A 14,866-nucleotide genomic window follows, 5' to 3' on the forward strand; every position below is an offset into this window, starting at 1 on the left:
CGAGGGGCGACGGTGGCAATAGAGGCCGTCTCACCGGGGAGAGCGCGTTATAAGCCGTAAAGCCATTGCGCAGGGAAGGCTGGGTGTTCTCCGCTGCCCTGTATGCTCGTGTGCAGCATTCTTATGCACAATCGCACACGGGACCGCGGGTGCAGCGCGCACCCGGCCTTCCCTGCGCCCTCTGAATGAGAGGGCGGGAAGTTCAATAGCAAAGCTCGGGCGCAATGCGTCGCGAGATCACTAATACATATTCAGGTGTCATCGTCCGCGCAGGCGGACGATCCAGTATTCCAGAGACGCTCATGATTGCATCGAGAGGCCGCGGCGTACTGGGTCCCCCGCTTTCGCGGAGGACGACACCACTTTTGGAGCCGCAGTGCATGACAGCATTGCCCATTTCTCAGGCGCTTCCAATAGGGTTGGCTCACACCAATCCATCCGCTAAAACCCGCCCAACTTTGCAAAGAAGCTCGAAGGACCAACTGAATGAACATTCTTCCCGGCAATATGCGTTTTGGTGCGGGCCAGCCGGTCAAGCGTTTGGAAGACCAGAGACTGCTCACCGGGAAGGGGCAGTTCATCGACGACAGGCCGGAGGAGGGCGCGCTGTGGCTGCATGTGCTGCGCTCGCCCCATGCCCACGCCAAAATCGTCTCGATCGATACCAGGGCCGCGGCGGGGCTGCCGGGCGTCGAAGCCATCTATACCGGCGCCGACCTGGTCAGGGACGATATCGGCACCATCCCGACGCTGGCGATCTTCAAGCGGCCGGATGGGTCGCCGATGACGGTGCCGCCGCGGCGGCTGCTGGCGCATGAGATCGTGCGCTTCGCCGGCGAGCCGGTCGCGGCTGTGGTTGCGACCTCGCGCGTGCTGGCGCAGAACGCCGCCGAAGCGATCGCGGTCGATTACGAGGTGCTGCCGTCGGTGGTCGATCCCGTCGAGGCGGTCAAGCCGGGCGCGCCTGTGGTGTGGCCCGAAGCGCCCGACAACATCGTCGGCGCCATGAGCTATGGCGACGCCGCCAAGGTCGAAGCGGCCTTCGCCAGTGCCGCGCATACCGTGTCGCTCGATCTGGTCAGCCAGCGGCTTATTCCGTCGGCGATGGAGCCGCGCTCAACCATTGCCGAGATCGAGAAGAAATCCGGCCGGCTGATCCTGCACGTCCAATCGCAAACGCCGGGCTCGACCCGCGACCTGCTCGCCGAATCGATCCTGAAGCGGCCAAAGGAAAGTGTCCGCGTGCTGGTCGGCGATATCGGCGGCGGTTTTGGGCAGAAGACCAGCCTGTATCCGGAAGACGGCGTGGTGGCGTATGCCGCGACCAAGCTCGGCAAGAAAATCCGCTGGCGCGGCGACCGCACCGATGAATTCGTCGGCGGCACCCATGGCCGCGATCTGACCTCGACCGGCGAGTTCGCGCTCGACGCCAAGGGCCGCGTGCTGGCCTATCGCGTGCGCTCGATCGGCGGCACCGGCGCGTACTCTAGCGGCGCGGGCAACATCATCCCGCTGGTGCTTGGGCCGTTCGTGCAGACCGGCGTCTACGATCTGCCGCTGGTGCATTTCGAAGTCAAATCCGTGATGACCAACACCGCGCCGGTTGGCGCCTATCGCGGCGCGGGCCGGCCGGAGGCCGTCTTCATCGTCGAGCGGCTGATGGACGCCGCAGCGCGCCAGATTGGCATGGACCCGCGCGCCATCCGCAAGGTCAATTACATCAAGCCCGCGCAATTGCCCTACACCAACGCCGCCGGCCAGGTGTACGATTCCGGCGCGTTCGCGCACATGATGCAGCGCGCCTCCGACCTCGCCGACTGGGACGGCTTCAACGCGCGCAAGAAGGCCGCGAAGAAAAAAGGCCTGCTCTACGGCCGTGGCCTCACCAGCTACATCGAATGGACCGGCGGGCGCGCGCACACCGAAAAGGTCTCGCTGCACGCGACGGCCGAAGGCCGCATGATCCTGCACTCCGGCACCATGGCGATGGGGCAGGGCCTGCAGACCACCTACACCCAGATGGTGTCGGATACGCTCGGCATCTCCATGGACAAGATCGACGTCGTGCAGGGCGATACTGATCTTGCGACCGGCTTCGGCTCCGTCGGTTCGCGCTCGCTGTTCGTCGGCGGCACGGCGGTGGCGGTGTCCACCAACGACATGATCAACAAGGCGCGCGAGAAGGCGTCCAATGTGCTGGAGACCTCGGTCGAGGACATCGAGTACCGCGACGGCTTTCTCACCGTGGTCGGCACCGACAGGCGCATCAGCCTGTTCGAGATCGCCAAGAAGGAAGACGGCGCGCGGCTCAGCGTCGACAGCGAGGGTGAAGTCGACGGCCCGAGCTGGCCGAACGGCACGCACATCTGCGAGGTCGAGATCGATCCGGAAACCGGCGTCAGCAAAGTGGTACGCTACACCACGGTCGACGACGTCGGCATCGCCGTCAATCCGATGCTGGTGACCGGCCAGGTGCATGGCGGCGTCGCGCAGGGCATCGGGCAGGCGCTGTACGAAGGCGTGTCCTACAACGAGGAAGGCCAGCTCCTGACCGCGAGCTATCAGGATTATTGCGTGCCGCGCGCCGACGATATTCCGCCGATCGAGGTGACGCTGGATGATTCCGCGCCGTGCCGCACCAATCCGCTCGGCGCCAAGGGCTGCGGCGAATCTGGCGCCATCGGCGGCCCGCCCTGCATCACCAACGGCGTGATGGATGCGCTCAGCGAGCTCGGCATCAAGCAGCTCAACACCCCGCTGACGCCGGCCAAGGTCTGGCAGGCGATCAGGGATGCGAGGGCGGGGGTGTAATCGTAGAACCCCGTCATGGCCGGGCTTGTCCCGGCCATCCACGCCTTGCTTGCTTGGACACCAAAGACGTGGATGCCCGGGACAAGCCCGGGCATGGCGACTAGTAGCGTCCGCCTTCGGAGTGCGACTCAAAGCAGCACGCCTCAAAAATCAACACCCCTCACGGTTGCAGGAGTCCGCCGAATCAAGCCCAATGAGCCCTGCAAGAAGCAAGAACGTAATCAGACTCTCGGGGGCGATCCGATGTCGATTGAAGGTGCGATGCGGGCGCTGTCTGCTCGTGTGATCGTCGTCGGCAACGAGAAGGGCGGGTCGGGAAAATCCACCGTCGCCATGCATATCGCGATCGCCCTGATCAAGTCGGGCCAGGCGGTTGCCACCATCGATCTCGATACCAGGCAGAAAAGCCTCACCCATCACATCGAGAACCGGCGCGCCTGGGCGCGTCATGTCGGCCGCGAGCTCGGCATGCCCCAGCATTTCTGCTTCCAGCAACTCGATTACCCCTCGGCCGACGAACAGGCCGCCGGTTGCCGGGCGCTGGAGAAGACCGTCGAAACGCTCGCCGGCCGCTACGGCGTCGTCATCATCGACACCCCCGGCCACGACGATTATCTGACGCACGTCGCGCATGCGATGGCGGACACCTTGATCACGCCGCTCAATGACAGCTTCGTCGATCTCGACGTGCTTGGCACCGTCGATCCCGAAACCTTCCGCGTCACCGGCACCAGCCATTATGCCGAGATGGTGGAGGAAGCGCGCGGCAGGCGCCGCGTGCGCTATCTCGGCGTCACCGACTGGATCGTGCTGCGCAATCGCCTCTCCACGCTCGGCTCGCGCAACAAGCGCCTCGTGGGCGAGAGCATCCAGCAGCTGTCACAACGGCTGAACTTCCGCTGCATCGACGGCCTCGCCGAACGCGTGATATTCCGCGAATTCTATCCGCGGGGCCTGACCGCGGTCGATGATCTCGACGAGATCACGCTGGGCAGCCGCCCCACAATGTCGCATGTCACCGCGCGGCTGGAGATGCTGAAGCTGCTCACCGCGATCGGATTGGGCAACGCCGCTACGGCCCACGAGATTGTGGGCCGTAGGCAGGAAGTGGCTTGATCGTCCCTAGAGCCCCAGCACCATCTTCGCGATAATGTCGCGCTGGATCTCCGATGAGCCGCCGAAGATCGTGTACGCCCGGCTGTTGAGATATTCCGGCACCACCGGCAGCATCTCCTCAGGAATTCCCGGCGCCTCGTTGAGCTTGTAGAACGGCCGCATCGGCTCGACATAGAGCCCGTCATGGCCGATCACATCGACACCGAGCCGCGTCACCGCCTGGCGGATCTCGCTGTTGCGCAGCTTGAGCAGCGACGACACCGCGCCAGGATTCTGCCCGGTCTGCAGCGCCGACAGCACCCGCAGCTCGGTCATCTCAAGCGTGTCGATATCGACTTCGATCTCCGACATCCGCATCGAAATATCGGGATCGTCGATGGCGCGGCCGGTGGCGTCGGATTCGGCGAGGTCGGACACCGTCTTCAGCGCCTCGCGCAATTTGGCCGAGGCAATGCCGGAGCCGCGTTCGAACTCGAGCAAATATTTGCCGTAGGTCCAGCCCTTGCCTTCCTCGCCGACCCGGTTGGCGACGGGCACGCGGACGTCGTCGAAGAATACCTGGTTGACCTCGTGGTCGCCGCCGATCGTGAGGATCGGCCGTGTCGTGATGCCCGGGCTCTTCATGTCGATCAGGATGAAGGAGATGCCGTCCTGCTGCCGCTCGGTTTCGTTGGTGCGCACCAGCGCAAACATGCGGTTGGCGTGATGGGCGTGGGTGGTCCAGATCTTGGTGCCGTTGATGACGTAGTCGTCGCCGTCGCGCACCGCGCGCGTCTTCAGCGAGGCGAGATCGGAGCCGGAGCCGGGCTCGGAATAGCCCTGGCACCAGTAATCCTCGCCGGAGCGGATCCGCGGCAAATAAAAATTCTGCTGCGCCGGCGAGCCGAAGCCGATGATGACGGGCCCGACCATCTTGACGCCCATCACATTGACATTCGGCGCCCCGGCACGGGCGCATTCGGCCTCAAAAATCCAGCGCTGCGCCGGCGTCCAGTCCGGCCCGCCATGTTCGACCGGCCATCCCGGCGCGCCCCAGCCCTTGGCGTGCAGCGCCTTTTGCCAGGCGATGCCGATATCCGGATCGGAAAACACAGATGGCGTCAGCGATTGCGCGTGCTTCATTTCCGCCGGCAGATTCTGCGCGATGAAATCGCGGACTTCCCGTTCGAAGGCGCGCTCCTCGGCGCTGAAGGTGAGATCCATGGTGCGCTCCCGCTAGCTTTGTACGGTTCGGCCGCCGAGGGCGGCGTGGCGGCGATAATGATGGGCGCTGCCGCCGAACAGCGTGTCGAAGGCGAGCAGCCGCTTGAAGTAGGAACCGATGTCGAGCTCCTCGGTGACGCCCATCGCGCCGTGCAATTGCACGGATTGCTCAGCGACGAAGCGCGCGCATTTGCCGATCTTGGCCTTGGCACCCGAAGCGGCGCGCCCTCGCGCGACCGGTTCGGCATCGATCATCAGCGCGGCGCGCAGCGCCATCGAGCGGGCCTCGTCGCAGTTCATCGCCATGTCGGCGAGCCGATGGCGGATCACCTGATTGGCGGACAGCGGCCGGCCGAACTGTTTTCGAATCTTGGTGTATTCGAGGGTCTGATCCAGCAGCGTCTGCATGATGCCGACGGCTTCCGCGCCGAGTGCGGCCATTGCGCGGTCGACCACGGCCTCGATAACAGGCAGCGCATCGCTGCCGTCGCCGAGCAGGGCGTCGGCGCCCACGTGAACGCCGCGAAGTTCGAGGTTGCACGCGCGCCCGCCGCCGAGCCGCGGGAAATCGCGCTTGGTGAGACCAGCCGCCTCCGCCGGCACCAGGAACAGGCAGAGGTCGCCTACGCCATTGTCGTCGGCGACCTGCGCCGAAACAATGATCTGCCCGGCGGCATTACCGTCGAGCACCGCGGTCTTCCTGCCATCGATGCGCCAGCCGTTGGGCGTCTTCCAGGCCGTCGTCGAGACTTCGGCAAGGTTAAACCGCGCCACGCGTTCAGAATGCGCGAACGCCAGATACAGCGAACCGTCGGCGACCTTGGGCAACAGCGCCTGCTTCTGCGCCTCGCTGCCGCATGCACCGATCAGCCCTGCGCCAATCACCACCGTCGAGAGATAGGGTTCAGACACCAGTCCCTGACCAAAGGCTTCCATCAGGATCCCGATCTCGACCGCGCCGCCGCCAAGCCCGCCATGGTCCTCGGCGATCGGCAGTGCCAGCCAGCCGAGCTCGGCGAACTGTTTCCAGATTTCGGCGCTGAAGCCGAGCGGATCGTTCGCCACCCGGCGGCGATGGTCGGCGTTGTAAGTCTCGCTGACAAAACGTTCGGCACTCTCACGCAGCAGCCGCTGCTCGTCGCTCAAGGTCAGGTCCATGTGATCTACTTCGTTGCCGCTGATTTCCTGACGGAGGGATGCAGGCCCGCGGGGTCCACCACCATTCCGAATTCCTGAAGATTATGCGCATGGCAGAGCTGATGCAGCGCGAACGCCTGTTCGATCGCCGCGGGCTGTCCCATCACGTCGACCGAGCGGTTGACGGCCTCCTTGGTCAGCTTCAGCGCGAACGATGGCTTCGCCGCGATCTTCTGCGCCAGCGCCATCACGAACGAGGAAAGCTCCGCGCGCGGCACGACGTGGTTGACCATGCCGAGCCGGTGCGCTTCGTCCGCGCTCCAGGTATCCGCCGTGAACAGCAATTCCTTGGCCTTGCGCGGGCCGAGTTCCCAGGGATGCACGAACCATTCGACGCCGCAGACGCCCATGGTGACCACGGGATCGCAGAACTCGGCATCGGCGCTGGCGACGATCATGTCGCAGGCCCAGGCCAGCATCAGGCCACCGGCGATGCATTTGCCGTGCACTTCAGCAATGGTCGGCTTCGCCAGATTGCGCCAGCGCCGCGTGATCTGCAGATAGATCTCCTGCTCGCGGGCGAAGCGGCCATGGGCATTTGGTTCGGCAAAGCCGCCCCAATTTCCGACCGGCGGAAAATCCACCCCGGCTTCGTTTTTGCTGCCCGGGCGCAGATCGTGCCCGGCGGAAAAATGCGGGCCGCTTCCTGCGAGGATGATGACCTTGACCGCGTCGTCCTGCACGGCCGCATCGAAGGCCGCGTTGAGGTCGTAGGTCATTTGCAGGTTCTGCGCGTTGCGCGCCTCGGGCCGGTTCATCACGATTCGCGCGATGCGCGGCTCTGGCCGCTCCACGACGATGGTTTCGAATGCGGTCATGGGCCCTCCCGTTATTATTATGCGGCCATGTGACTATTTCAGCTGACGATAGGCAAGAGCCATCGGAACGAAAGCGGCCCGAAGTTCATTCAATCACCGCCGTCATTCCGGGATGGGCCATGAGGCCCAGCCCCGGAATGATTGTGTGAAAGCACGACACTCTGATACCGTGACACGAAATAATACCGGGAGTGTTTTATGCGCAGATTATGGACCGTGCTGGCGGCGCTGGCGACGCTGAGCCTGACCAATTGCGGCTACAACGCCATCCAGACCACCGACGAGCAGGTCAAGGCGGGTTGGTCGGAGGTGGTGAACCAGTACCAGCGGCGCGCTGATCTCGTGCCCAACCTCGTCAACTCGGTGAAGGGTTTTGCGCAGCAGGAAAAGGACGTGCTGCTCGGGGTCACCAACGCCCGCGCCAAGGTCGGCAGCATCCAGGCGACGCCCGAGGTGCTGAACGATCCCGCCGCGTTCCAGAAGTTCACGGCCGCCCAGGGTGAACTCTCCAGCGCGCTGTCGCGCCTGTTGGTCGTGACCGAAAACTATCCGCAGCTGAAATCCGATGCACTGTTCAAGGATCTGATGGCGCAGCTCGAAGGCACCGAGAACCGCATTACCGTAGCGCGCAACCGCTACATCAAGGCGGTGCAGGACTACAATGTCGGTATCCGTACTTTCCCGAACAACATGACGGCGATGATGTTCGGCTACAAGGAAAAGCCGAACTTCGCGGTCGAGAACGAGCGGGAAATCTCCAAGGCGCCGAAGGTGGATTTCAATCCGACACCGGCCGCGCCCGCGAAGTAGCGGATCAAAGATCAATCGCAATGAATGCTGCAAGAGCTTCCATTCTTGCGCTGCTCGTGTTCTGGGCTGCTTCAGCCCTGGCCGTCGTCACGGTGCCGCCGCTCGTCGGGCGCGTGGTCGATCAGACCGGGACGCTCACCAGCGGCGATATCGCTTCGCTGAACCAGACCATTCGAAGTTTCGAGGCGCGGAAGGGCAGCCAGATTGCGGTGCTGATCGTGCCGACCACGGACGGCGAGGCGATCGAGCAGTTCTCGCTCCGGGTGGCGGAAGCCTGGAAGATCGGCCGCAAGAAGGTCGACGACGGCGCCGTGCTCGTCATCGCCAAGAACGATCGTCATCTTCGCATCGAGGTCGGTTACGGCCTCGAAGGCGCGCTGACCGACGTCACCACCAAGCGCATCATCGACGAGGAGGTCACGCCGAAGTTCAAGTCCGGCGATTTCGCCGGCGGCGTCTCGGCCGGTCTCAACAAGATGATCCGGATCATCGATGGCGAGAAACTGCCGGAGCCGCAGCCGCCGCATTGGCAAGATCAGACAGGGCTGTTCGACGTCGATGCGATGTTCAATCCGTTCCTCCTGATTCCAGTGTTCCTGTTCGGCGGATTGATGCGGACCATGCTCGGGCGGCTGGTCGGCGCGGGCGTCGGCGGCGGCGTGGTGATGCTGATCGCCTGGTTCCTGTTCGGCTCGCTGGCCGCAGCCATATTCGCGGGGCTGATCGCGGTGTTTTTCGTGCTGTTCAGCGACACCATTGTGTCGTCGACGCCAGGGAGCAGCGGCGGTTGGTCAGGCGGCAGCAGCGGCGGCTCCTGGTCCGGAGGCAGTTCGAGCGGCAGCTCCAGCGATAGCGGCGGCGGGGGTGGCAGTTTCGGCGGCGGCGGCGCGTCGGGGAGCTGGTAGATGGCAGATATCAAACGCATTGGCAGGCATCTTCTGCAGCACCGCTGGCGAGAGAGGCGCGACTTTCCACCAAAAGTGCTGGCCGCGATCGAGGCGGCGATCAGGGCGGGCGAGGCCACGCATTCCGGCCAGGTCCGCTTCGTCGTCGAGGGCGCGCTCGACGGCGCGCCGCTGTTCCGGAACCAGCCGGCGCGGGAACGCGCGCTGGATGTTTTCTCGCAACTGCGGATCTGGGACACCGCGCACAACAATGGCGTGCTGATCTATCTCCTGCTCGCCGACCGCGACGTTGAAATCGTTGCCGACCGCGGCATCCACGCCCATGTCGGCACCGCCGGCTGGGAGAAAATCTGCGTCGAGATGGAAACGGAGTTTCGGGCGGGTAAGTTTGAGCGCGGCGTGATCAAGGGGATCGAGGCCGTGTCGCGGCAATTGGCGGCGCATTTCCCAGCCACGGGTGCAGGCCGTAACGAACTGCCGGATGCGCCGGTGGTGATTTAAGCCGTCATTCCGGGGCGATGCGAAGCATCGAACCCGGAATCCATTGGGCAACAGTGTATGTGGGTCAATGGATTCCGGGCTCGCGCTGCGCGCGCCCCGGAATGACGGTGCGTGTTGAACGTCTACGCCTTCACTGACGGCCGTTCCGCAACCCTCGCCATCCACGCCACGATATTGCCGTTGCTTTGATCCAGCGGCTGACCGACCGTGCCGCCGAAATCGAGCCAGCAATAAAGCAGGATGTCGGCCATCGTAAAGCGCTTGCCGCAGAGATAGTCCTTGCCCGCCATCTGTCCGTCGAGCCATTGCAGGCGGTTGGCCGCGATCATCTTCAGGCCGGGCGAGGCTTCGGGCGCGCAGAGGATGCGCTTTTCGAAAAGCTTCAGACCCTCGCCGAAGCGAAAGCCGTTGGCGAGATGCTCGCAGATGTTGAGATCGACGCGGCGTGCCCACATCCGGCATTCGGCGCGCTCTTCCGGCGTCGTCCCGATCATCGCAGGCGCTGGATTCTTCTCCTCGAGATATTCGCAGATCGGGAGAACTTCCGAGAGATAGCTGCCATTGTCGAGTTCAAGCGCCGGCATCTGGCCGTGCGGGTTGCGTTTCAAATGCTCGGCCTCGCGGTTTTCGCCCTTGCGCAGGTCGACCGTCTGCTTCGGCATCTCGATGCCCTTTTCCGCCATGAACATGCGGACAATGCGCGGGTTTGGTCCAACCGAGTCGTAAAACTTCATCGTGCCCTCTCTCCCTGTGCCTCTTGGAGGCGTCATAGTTGCTGCCGTTGAACAGGCCGCTACGGATTTTGTCAAATGGCTGGATCACACCCGCGCCGTCGCGATAGTTCGGTGGCTTCATCCTTCGAGACGCGGCTTACGCCGCTCCTCCAGCGATGAGCTTACGCTCACGCGGGGATGAGGTCTGAGACCCTCATGGTGAGGAGCGCGTCTTCGCGCGTCTCGAACCATGAGGCCAGCAGCTTCTCTAGCCGTCGTCCAGCTTGTTGAGGTCGCGCACCGACTGCATGATCGGTTCGAAATTCGAGCGCGCATCCAGCGCATCGAACAATTGCGCGGTGTCGGACAGCAAATTGTGCGAACGTTGAATGGCGACCCGTACATCGTCCTGCGGCGTGTCGGAAAGGCGGCCGTGGCCGGACAGCAGGATCTTCGAGTTCAACCCCTTCAGCCGCTCCAGCGACTGGATATAGTCGGCGATGCTGCCGGAGCCGAACACGCCGCCCATCACGCCGCCCGGCATCAGCGTGTCGGAGGCGAACAACAGGCCCTTGTCCTGGTCGAACAGCGTGATGCAGGCCGAGGTATGGCCGGGCGTGTGCATTACGTTGAGGCGGAAATTGCCGAGGTCGAGCAGATTGCCTTCCTCTAGCCAGATGTCGACATTGATCGGGATATTCGGTTCGTTGAACATCTTGCGCAGCATCGAGAAATCGTCGCGCAGCATGATCTTGTTGGCGGCCAGCCGATGCGCGGCGATGATGGCGCGGCCATTGAAGTGATAGGCGGCGCCGATATGGTCGAGGTGCTCGTGGCTCAGCACCACCATGTCGATTTTCTCGGGTGGACAATCGACGTGTTGCAGACATTTCAGCAGATGCGGATAGTTAGATGACAAGCCGACATCGATCATGATGGTCCGCGAGCTGCCGCGCACCAGATAGGCGTTCGCCGCGCGGTTCTTGAAGCGGATCTGGTAGACGTCCTCGGTCGCCTCGATCAGCGTGCAGACGTCGCTTTCGAGCAGGGTCTTGAATGGGCTCGGCCTGCGCTCGCTCATGGATTGGCCGCGGCTTTGAACGTGATCGCGTTCGAGGCGCGCAGCCGCTTGCTGAGCGCATCCATGATCATCAGCGCAAACGCCGGCTGCTGGCTGACCAGGTAGACGAAGCGGGCGTGGTTGATCCGCATCACGCGGGTGTGCGCCTCTGCGGCAATCGCGGTCGCTGAGCGGGACGAGCCGTCGATCACGGCCATCTCGCCGAAGAACTCGCCCTTGCCGAGCGTAACGATGATGGTCTTGCTGGCGCCGTTAACCTTGGCGATCTCGACCTTGCCGTCGAGCACGACGTACAGCTCGCGTCCGGTCGAGCCTTCCTCAAAAATGACGTCATCGACATCAAACTCGTTGATGCATTTTTCGATGGTCATGGCGGCCTCCTGCCTTCTGGCTGGATGGTCGGGCCATGTTAGTCGGTAAATGAACGGGCGCAAACGGAGCTGTCGGAATTGCCGCAGGGCAACATAGGCGAGGGACGGAATTGCCGGCCGCGCCGCCGTCAACTTGCGGCCGCAAACCGGCCCGGATGACCCTCTTAAATTTCGGTAAGGCGGAACCCGGTAACGATTTCGCAAGCAATAAAAGTTACCAAAAGGTCAACCCATTCTGGAGAATTGAACGTGAGCGAACAGCAGTCCGAGGCCACCAGCGGTGAAACCGGTTCCGTCGGCGCCGGGCCGGCCGCTCCCGACATGTCCGCAGCCAAAGAGCCGGTGACGGCGGCGATCGCGTCTCCGATGCTGGCGCCCGACCAGGTAGAAACCGCTCCCAAGCCGGACGCGCCCAAAGTGGAAGCTCCCAGGGTCGAGGCTTCCAAGCCTGAAGCGACCAAAGTTGAACCGGCGAAGGTCGAAGCGGCCGCGTCTGAAGCTCCGAAAGTTGAATCGCCGCGGATTCCCGGCAAGCTGCTGATCATGTCGCCCGGCGAGCGCGCGTGGAGCGGCGACGAAGCCGATGCGAAGCCGGAGGCCGTTGCAGCCGAAGGGGCGTCCGGCAAGCGCAGGATGTCGGCGATGGCAGCCGTGGTGGCGCTGGCGACGGTGGCCGGTGCGCTCGGTGGCTCGCTCGCAACCGCGGGCCTTGGATACGTGATGGCCGGAAATTCCGCCGTCGTGAACAACAACAGTGCGCTCGAAGCCTCGGTGGCGCGGATCGATGCCGATATCCTGGCGCTGAAGGCCAGCGTCGAGCACACCTCCAAAACCGGGGTGAGCCAGTTCAACAAGACCAGCGATCGCCTCGACAAGGTCGAGAAGGCGCAGGCCGAGCCGGCCGCCAAGCTCGCCAAGCTCAGCGAGGCCGTCGAAAAACTCCGCGCCCAAGCTGCTGCACCCGCGCCCCTCGCCGCCGCAACGCCGGCCGCCGCAAGGGACGTCACGGGAACGGTGTCGCCGCCCGCAACGACCGCGGCGGTGCCGCTGCCCGCGCCGAAGCCCGAGATTGCACGGCTGCCGACCGTGGACGGCTGGGTGCTCCGTGACGCCGCCAATGGCAGCGCGCTGATCGAAGGCCGCCAGGGCATCTTTGAAGTCTATGCCGGCGATCCCGTCCCCGGTCTCGGTCGCATCGATGCCATCCGCAAGCAGGACGGCAGGTGGGTGGTCGTGACCAGCAAGGGCCTGATCGTCGCCCGCTGATTCCGCGCAATCTGAATGACGAAGGCGCTTCACCGGGATGTGAAGCGCCTTTTTGCTTGAATAGGCCACTTCGCGCGGTGTTAGTGAGGGCATGAGCCGTGCGCTGCGATTTCTTGTCACCCTGTTCGCCCTGGTGTGCGGCGCATTGCCGGCGTCCGCCGCGACGCTGGAGCGTGGGACCGCGATAACGGATCCCCTGGCGCTGCGCGAACTCGACGGCGGCAGGTTCGGCATCGGCCGTCTGTTGTGGCCGGAGCGGTCGGCGAATATTCCGCTCACGAGCGCCCAGCTATTCACCCTGCCGTCGATGGTCCCGGTCCGCCAGGCGATCGACGCCGAGTTCGACCGTTACATTGTGCGACACAAAAGGAGCCTGCCGAGCGAGGCCATCGGCGTCGGCGATGGCTTTGCCTTTCAACTGTTCGACCGCACCCAGCTTGATTCCGGCGATACCCGTTTCGTGCTGGCGGGCATCGTCAACCGCATGGACCGCGCCTATGTCGACGAGGCCAGCTGCGGCGATATCCGGCTGATCTACCGGCTGACGCGAATGAAAACGCCAGGGACCGACGACAAGGCAATTCTGCCCCGTTTGCCAATGACGCTGAATCTCGTGCTGAAAGCCAAGGGCGGCCTTGGGATCAATCGTGACGGCAAACCCGTCACCTGTTCTGAAATCGCAAAGCGATGGCTCTCCGCAGGCGAATTGTCGCTGACCGGCGCGCCGCTCGCGGAAAGGCTGCTGGAAGAAAACGGTCCGCTCGATCTGCTCGGCTACGAAAACATCGATCGCATCGAGACCAACCTTCAGATCGCGCATGCGCCGAAATCGGCGGTGCGGGATTTTCGTACCGATTACCTGCTGAAGGTGTTTCGCTATGACGCCGCGGCGCGCGAATTTCGGGAAGCGCCGATGGAGAACCAGATCGACCGTGACCGAATTCTCGCTGACGACGCGCTCGGGCGCGAGTTCAAGTCATGGCTGCTCGATCCCAAACACTTCGCCGAGTTCGATCGCGGCACGGTCCTGATCCCGGAAAAGTTTCTTGCCAACGGCGCGATTGCCGCAACGCCGGTCGGATTTGACGCGTCCGACCTGCAGCCTGAATTCGGCCTGATGCAGGGCGAGGGGGCCAAGGCGGTGTTCAGCGAAGCCGACGTCGTCACGGCGCTGAAGAAGGCCGCGGCCGGCGGTATGAAGTTGCAAAACATCCGCTCGGCCGGCGGCTTTGAGCGGCGGCTGAACGATGTCACCTGTTCCGGGTGCCACCAAACGCGCGGCATCGGCGGATTTCATTTTCCCGGCGTCGACTGGATGGCGGTCAATCCTTCCAATTCAACGGTCGTTCCGGCGTCGCCGCACTTCTTCGGCGATCAGGTTCGCCGCCGTGACGTCCTCACCGCAGTGCGGGACGGCAAGGCGCCGGATTATTCGCGGGGCTTTGCCAACCGCCCGCAATTGCGCGGCAGCACGGAGTTGGTGGGGACCGAATATAGCGATGGTTGGGGAGCGCATTGCTACGCTCCCGGCAATACTGCGGGCAGCAACGATGCGAGCTTCCGTGCCTGGACCTGCGCTGAGGGACTGGCCTGTCAGGTCAGCGGCAAGAACGCACGCATCGGCATGTGTTTTGTGAAAAGCCGTTAGGCAGGTTTCTGCCCTGGCAGCGGCATGAGCACCGATGCGCCGTCATCGTTTGATGCTAGGATGCCGGCAATGACCAACCGAGCGGGGACCGGCGATGAGCTCTTCCGACCAGGAGAACAGGCAGCGGAATCGCGAGATCGCGGAGAACGAAGCCAAACGCGAGGTCGTCAGCAACGTCCGCGTCAGCACCTGGGCGATCGCGGTCACGGTCATTGCCGGTGTGATCGTCTTTGGCATCGCGTGGGCCTGGTTCAACCGGTGAGGTCCCGTCATCCTGAGGTGCGCGCTCTTGCGCGCCTCGAAGGACGACGGCCCGGCTGTGGCCGATTCATCTTTCGAGGCTCGCTGCGCTCGCACCTCAGAGGCTGTGAATCTATGTGATCTGGCGTGTTTTTTTGTTTGCGGAACCGTGAGTCGAATGATTCG

General features: G+C 63.6%; 14 protein-coding genes. 8 read left to right on the forward strand and 6 right to left on the reverse strand.

All coding sequences use genetic code 11. The annotated features are described in order from the left end of the window. The first annotated feature begins 486 nt into the window (after nucleotides 1-486). Together JQ641_RS37550 and JQ641_RS37555 are read left to right on the forward strand one after the other, a co-directional pair. Nucleotides 487-2,811, forward strand: coding sequence for a xanthine dehydrogenase family protein molybdopterin-binding subunit (locus JQ641_RS37550; RefSeq protein ID WP_212002344.1), 2,325 nt, complete (start codon nucleotides 487-489; stop codon nucleotides 2,809-2,811). 243 nt (nucleotides 2,812-3,054) lie between these two features. Further along, the gene (locus tag JQ641_RS37555) at nucleotides 3,055-3,927 is read left to right on the forward strand and encodes a division plane positioning ATPase MipZ (RefSeq protein ID WP_212002352.1); all 873 of its coding nucleotides are present in this window, start codon (nucleotides 3,055-3,057) and stop codon (nucleotides 3,925-3,927) included. A 6-nt stretch (nucleotides 3,928-3,933) separates the two neighbouring features. On the opposite strand, the gene JQ641_RS37560 is transcribed toward JQ641_RS37555, so the two are convergent. From JQ641_RS37560 to JQ641_RS37570, 3 genes are read right to left on the reverse strand one after another with little or no spacing between them, the layout of a single operon-like run. Further along, a complete protein-coding gene (locus tag JQ641_RS37560; protein WP_212002355.1) occupies nucleotides 3,934-5,130 on the reverse strand; it encodes an acyl-CoA dehydrogenase family protein in 1,197 nt (398 codons plus the stop codon). A 12-nt stretch (nucleotides 5,131-5,142) separates the two neighbouring features. Next, nucleotides 5,143-6,288 carry an acyl-CoA dehydrogenase family protein gene (locus JQ641_RS37565; RefSeq protein ID WP_212002357.1) on the reverse strand — a complete coding sequence of 382 codons (1,146 nt, stop codon included), beginning with the start codon at nucleotides 6,286-6,288 and terminating at the stop codon, nucleotides 5,143-5,145. Nucleotides 6,289-6,293: 5 nt separating this feature from the next. Beyond that, entirely contained in the window at nucleotides 6,294-7,145 is an 852-nt protein-coding gene (locus tag JQ641_RS37570) for an enoyl-CoA hydratase (protein WP_212002359.1), read from the reverse strand. A gap of 198 nt (nucleotides 7,146-7,343) precedes the next feature. Between JQ641_RS37570 and JQ641_RS37575 the strand changes: the two genes are divergently transcribed. The 3 genes from JQ641_RS37575 to JQ641_RS37585 are packed head-to-tail and all read left to right on the forward strand — an operon-like array spanning nucleotide 7,344 to nucleotide 9,361. Continuing rightward, nucleotides 7,344-7,955 (forward strand): LemA family protein, encoded by a 612-nt coding sequence (locus JQ641_RS37575; RefSeq protein ID WP_192736620.1) that lies wholly within the window; start codon nucleotides 7,344-7,346, stop codon nucleotides 7,953-7,955. A 20-nt stretch (nucleotides 7,956-7,975) separates the two neighbouring features. Continuing rightward, nucleotides 7,976-8,860: a TPM domain-containing protein gene (locus tag JQ641_RS37580; protein WP_212002361.1), complete on the forward strand. Its 885-nt coding sequence runs from the start codon at nucleotides 7,976-7,978 to the stop codon at nucleotides 8,858-8,860. Next, entirely contained in the window at nucleotides 8,861-9,361 is a 501-nt protein-coding gene (locus tag JQ641_RS37585; protein ID WP_212002363.1) for a TPM domain-containing protein, read from the forward strand. It abuts the gene before it with no gap. A gap of 122 nt (nucleotides 9,362-9,483) precedes the next feature. On the opposite strand, the gene JQ641_RS37590 is transcribed toward JQ641_RS37585, so the two are convergent. From JQ641_RS37590 to JQ641_RS37600, 3 genes are all read right to left on the reverse strand, one after another. Next, nucleotides 9,484-10,095, reverse strand: coding sequence for a glutathione S-transferase family protein (locus JQ641_RS37590; protein ID WP_212002365.1), 612 nt, complete (start codon nucleotides 10,093-10,095; stop codon nucleotides 9,484-9,486). A gap of 247 nt (nucleotides 10,096-10,342) precedes the next feature. Further along, entirely contained in the window at nucleotides 10,343-11,155 is an 813-nt protein-coding gene (locus tag JQ641_RS37595) for an MBL fold metallo-hydrolase (protein ID WP_212002367.1), read from the reverse strand. Beyond that, nucleotides 11,152-11,526 carry a Crp/Fnr family transcriptional regulator gene (locus tag JQ641_RS37600; protein ID WP_212002369.1) on the reverse strand — a complete coding sequence of 125 codons (375 nt, stop codon included), beginning with the start codon at nucleotides 11,524-11,526 and terminating at the stop codon, nucleotides 11,152-11,154. Before JQ641_RS37600 ends, JQ641_RS37595 begins: the two co-directional genes overlap by 4 nt. A gap of 249 nt (nucleotides 11,527-11,775) precedes the next feature. Here JQ641_RS37600 and JQ641_RS37605 point away from each other — a divergent pair, with 249 nt between their 5' ends. From JQ641_RS37605 to JQ641_RS37615, 3 genes are all read left to right on the forward strand, one after another. Beyond that, nucleotides 11,776-12,792, forward strand: coding sequence for a hypothetical protein (locus JQ641_RS37605; RefSeq protein ID WP_502755035.1), 1,017 nt, complete (start codon nucleotides 11,776-11,778; stop codon nucleotides 12,790-12,792). Between the two features lie 91 nt (nucleotides 12,793-12,883). Further along, nucleotides 12,884-14,440, forward strand: coding sequence for a hypothetical protein (locus JQ641_RS37610; RefSeq protein ID WP_212002373.1), 1,557 nt, complete (start codon nucleotides 12,884-12,886; stop codon nucleotides 14,438-14,440). 94 nt (nucleotides 14,441-14,534) lie between these two features. Next, on the forward strand, nucleotides 14,535-14,702 hold the full coding sequence (locus JQ641_RS37615; protein WP_212002374.1) for a hypothetical protein: 168 nt from the start codon (nucleotides 14,535-14,537) through the stop codon (nucleotides 14,700-14,702). Nucleotides 14,703-14,866: the final 164 nt, after the last annotated feature.

The sequence above is a fragment of the Bradyrhizobium sp. JYMT SZCCT0180 genome, assembly GCF_018130165.1.
Taxonomy (GTDB): Bacteria; Pseudomonadota; Alphaproteobacteria; order Rhizobiales; family Xanthobacteraceae; genus Bradyrhizobium.

Excerpts from the sequence above, each read along its gene's own strand:
- JQ641_RS37550 (WP_212002344.1), top strand. The coding sequence starts at position 487 with ATGAACATTCTTCCCGGCAATATGCGTTTTGGTGCGGGCCAGCCGGTC.
- JQ641_RS37555 (WP_212002352.1), top strand. The coding sequence starts at position 3,055 with ATGTCGATTGAAGGTGCGATGCGGGCGCTGTCTGCTCGTGTGATCGTC.
- JQ641_RS37560 (WP_212002355.1), bottom strand. The coding sequence starts at position 5,130 with ATGGATCTCACCTTCAGCGCCGAGGAGCGCGCCTTCGAACGGGAAGTC.
- JQ641_RS37565 (WP_212002357.1), bottom strand. The coding sequence starts at position 6,288 with ATGGACCTGACCTTGAGCGACGAGCAGCGGCTGCTGCGTGAGAGTGCC.
- JQ641_RS37570 (WP_212002359.1), bottom strand. The coding sequence starts at position 7,145 with ATGACCGCATTCGAAACCATCGTCGTGGAGCGGCCAGAGCCGCGCATC.
- JQ641_RS37575 (WP_192736620.1), top strand. The coding sequence starts at position 7,344 with ATGCGCAGATTATGGACCGTGCTGGCGGCGCTGGCGACGCTGAGCCTG.
- JQ641_RS37580 (WP_212002361.1), top strand. The coding sequence starts at position 7,976 with ATGAATGCTGCAAGAGCTTCCATTCTTGCGCTGCTCGTGTTCTGGGCT.
- JQ641_RS37585 (WP_212002363.1), top strand. The coding sequence starts at position 8,861 with ATGGCAGATATCAAACGCATTGGCAGGCATCTTCTGCAGCACCGCTGG.
- JQ641_RS37590 (WP_212002365.1), bottom strand. The coding sequence starts at position 10,095 with ATGAAGTTTTACGACTCGGTTGGACCAAACCCGCGCATTGTCCGCATG.
- JQ641_RS37595 (WP_212002367.1), bottom strand. The coding sequence starts at position 11,155 with ATGAGCGAGCGCAGGCCGAGCCCATTCAAGACCCTGCTCGAAAGCGAC.
- JQ641_RS37600 (WP_212002369.1), bottom strand. The coding sequence starts at position 11,526 with ATGACCATCGAAAAATGCATCAACGAGTTTGATGTCGATGACGTCATT.
- JQ641_RS37610 (WP_212002373.1), top strand. The coding sequence starts at position 12,884 with ATGAGCCGTGCGCTGCGATTTCTTGTCACCCTGTTCGCCCTGGTGTGC.
- JQ641_RS37615 (WP_212002374.1), top strand. The coding sequence starts at position 14,535 with ATGAGCTCTTCCGACCAGGAGAACAGGCAGCGGAATCGCGAGATCGCG.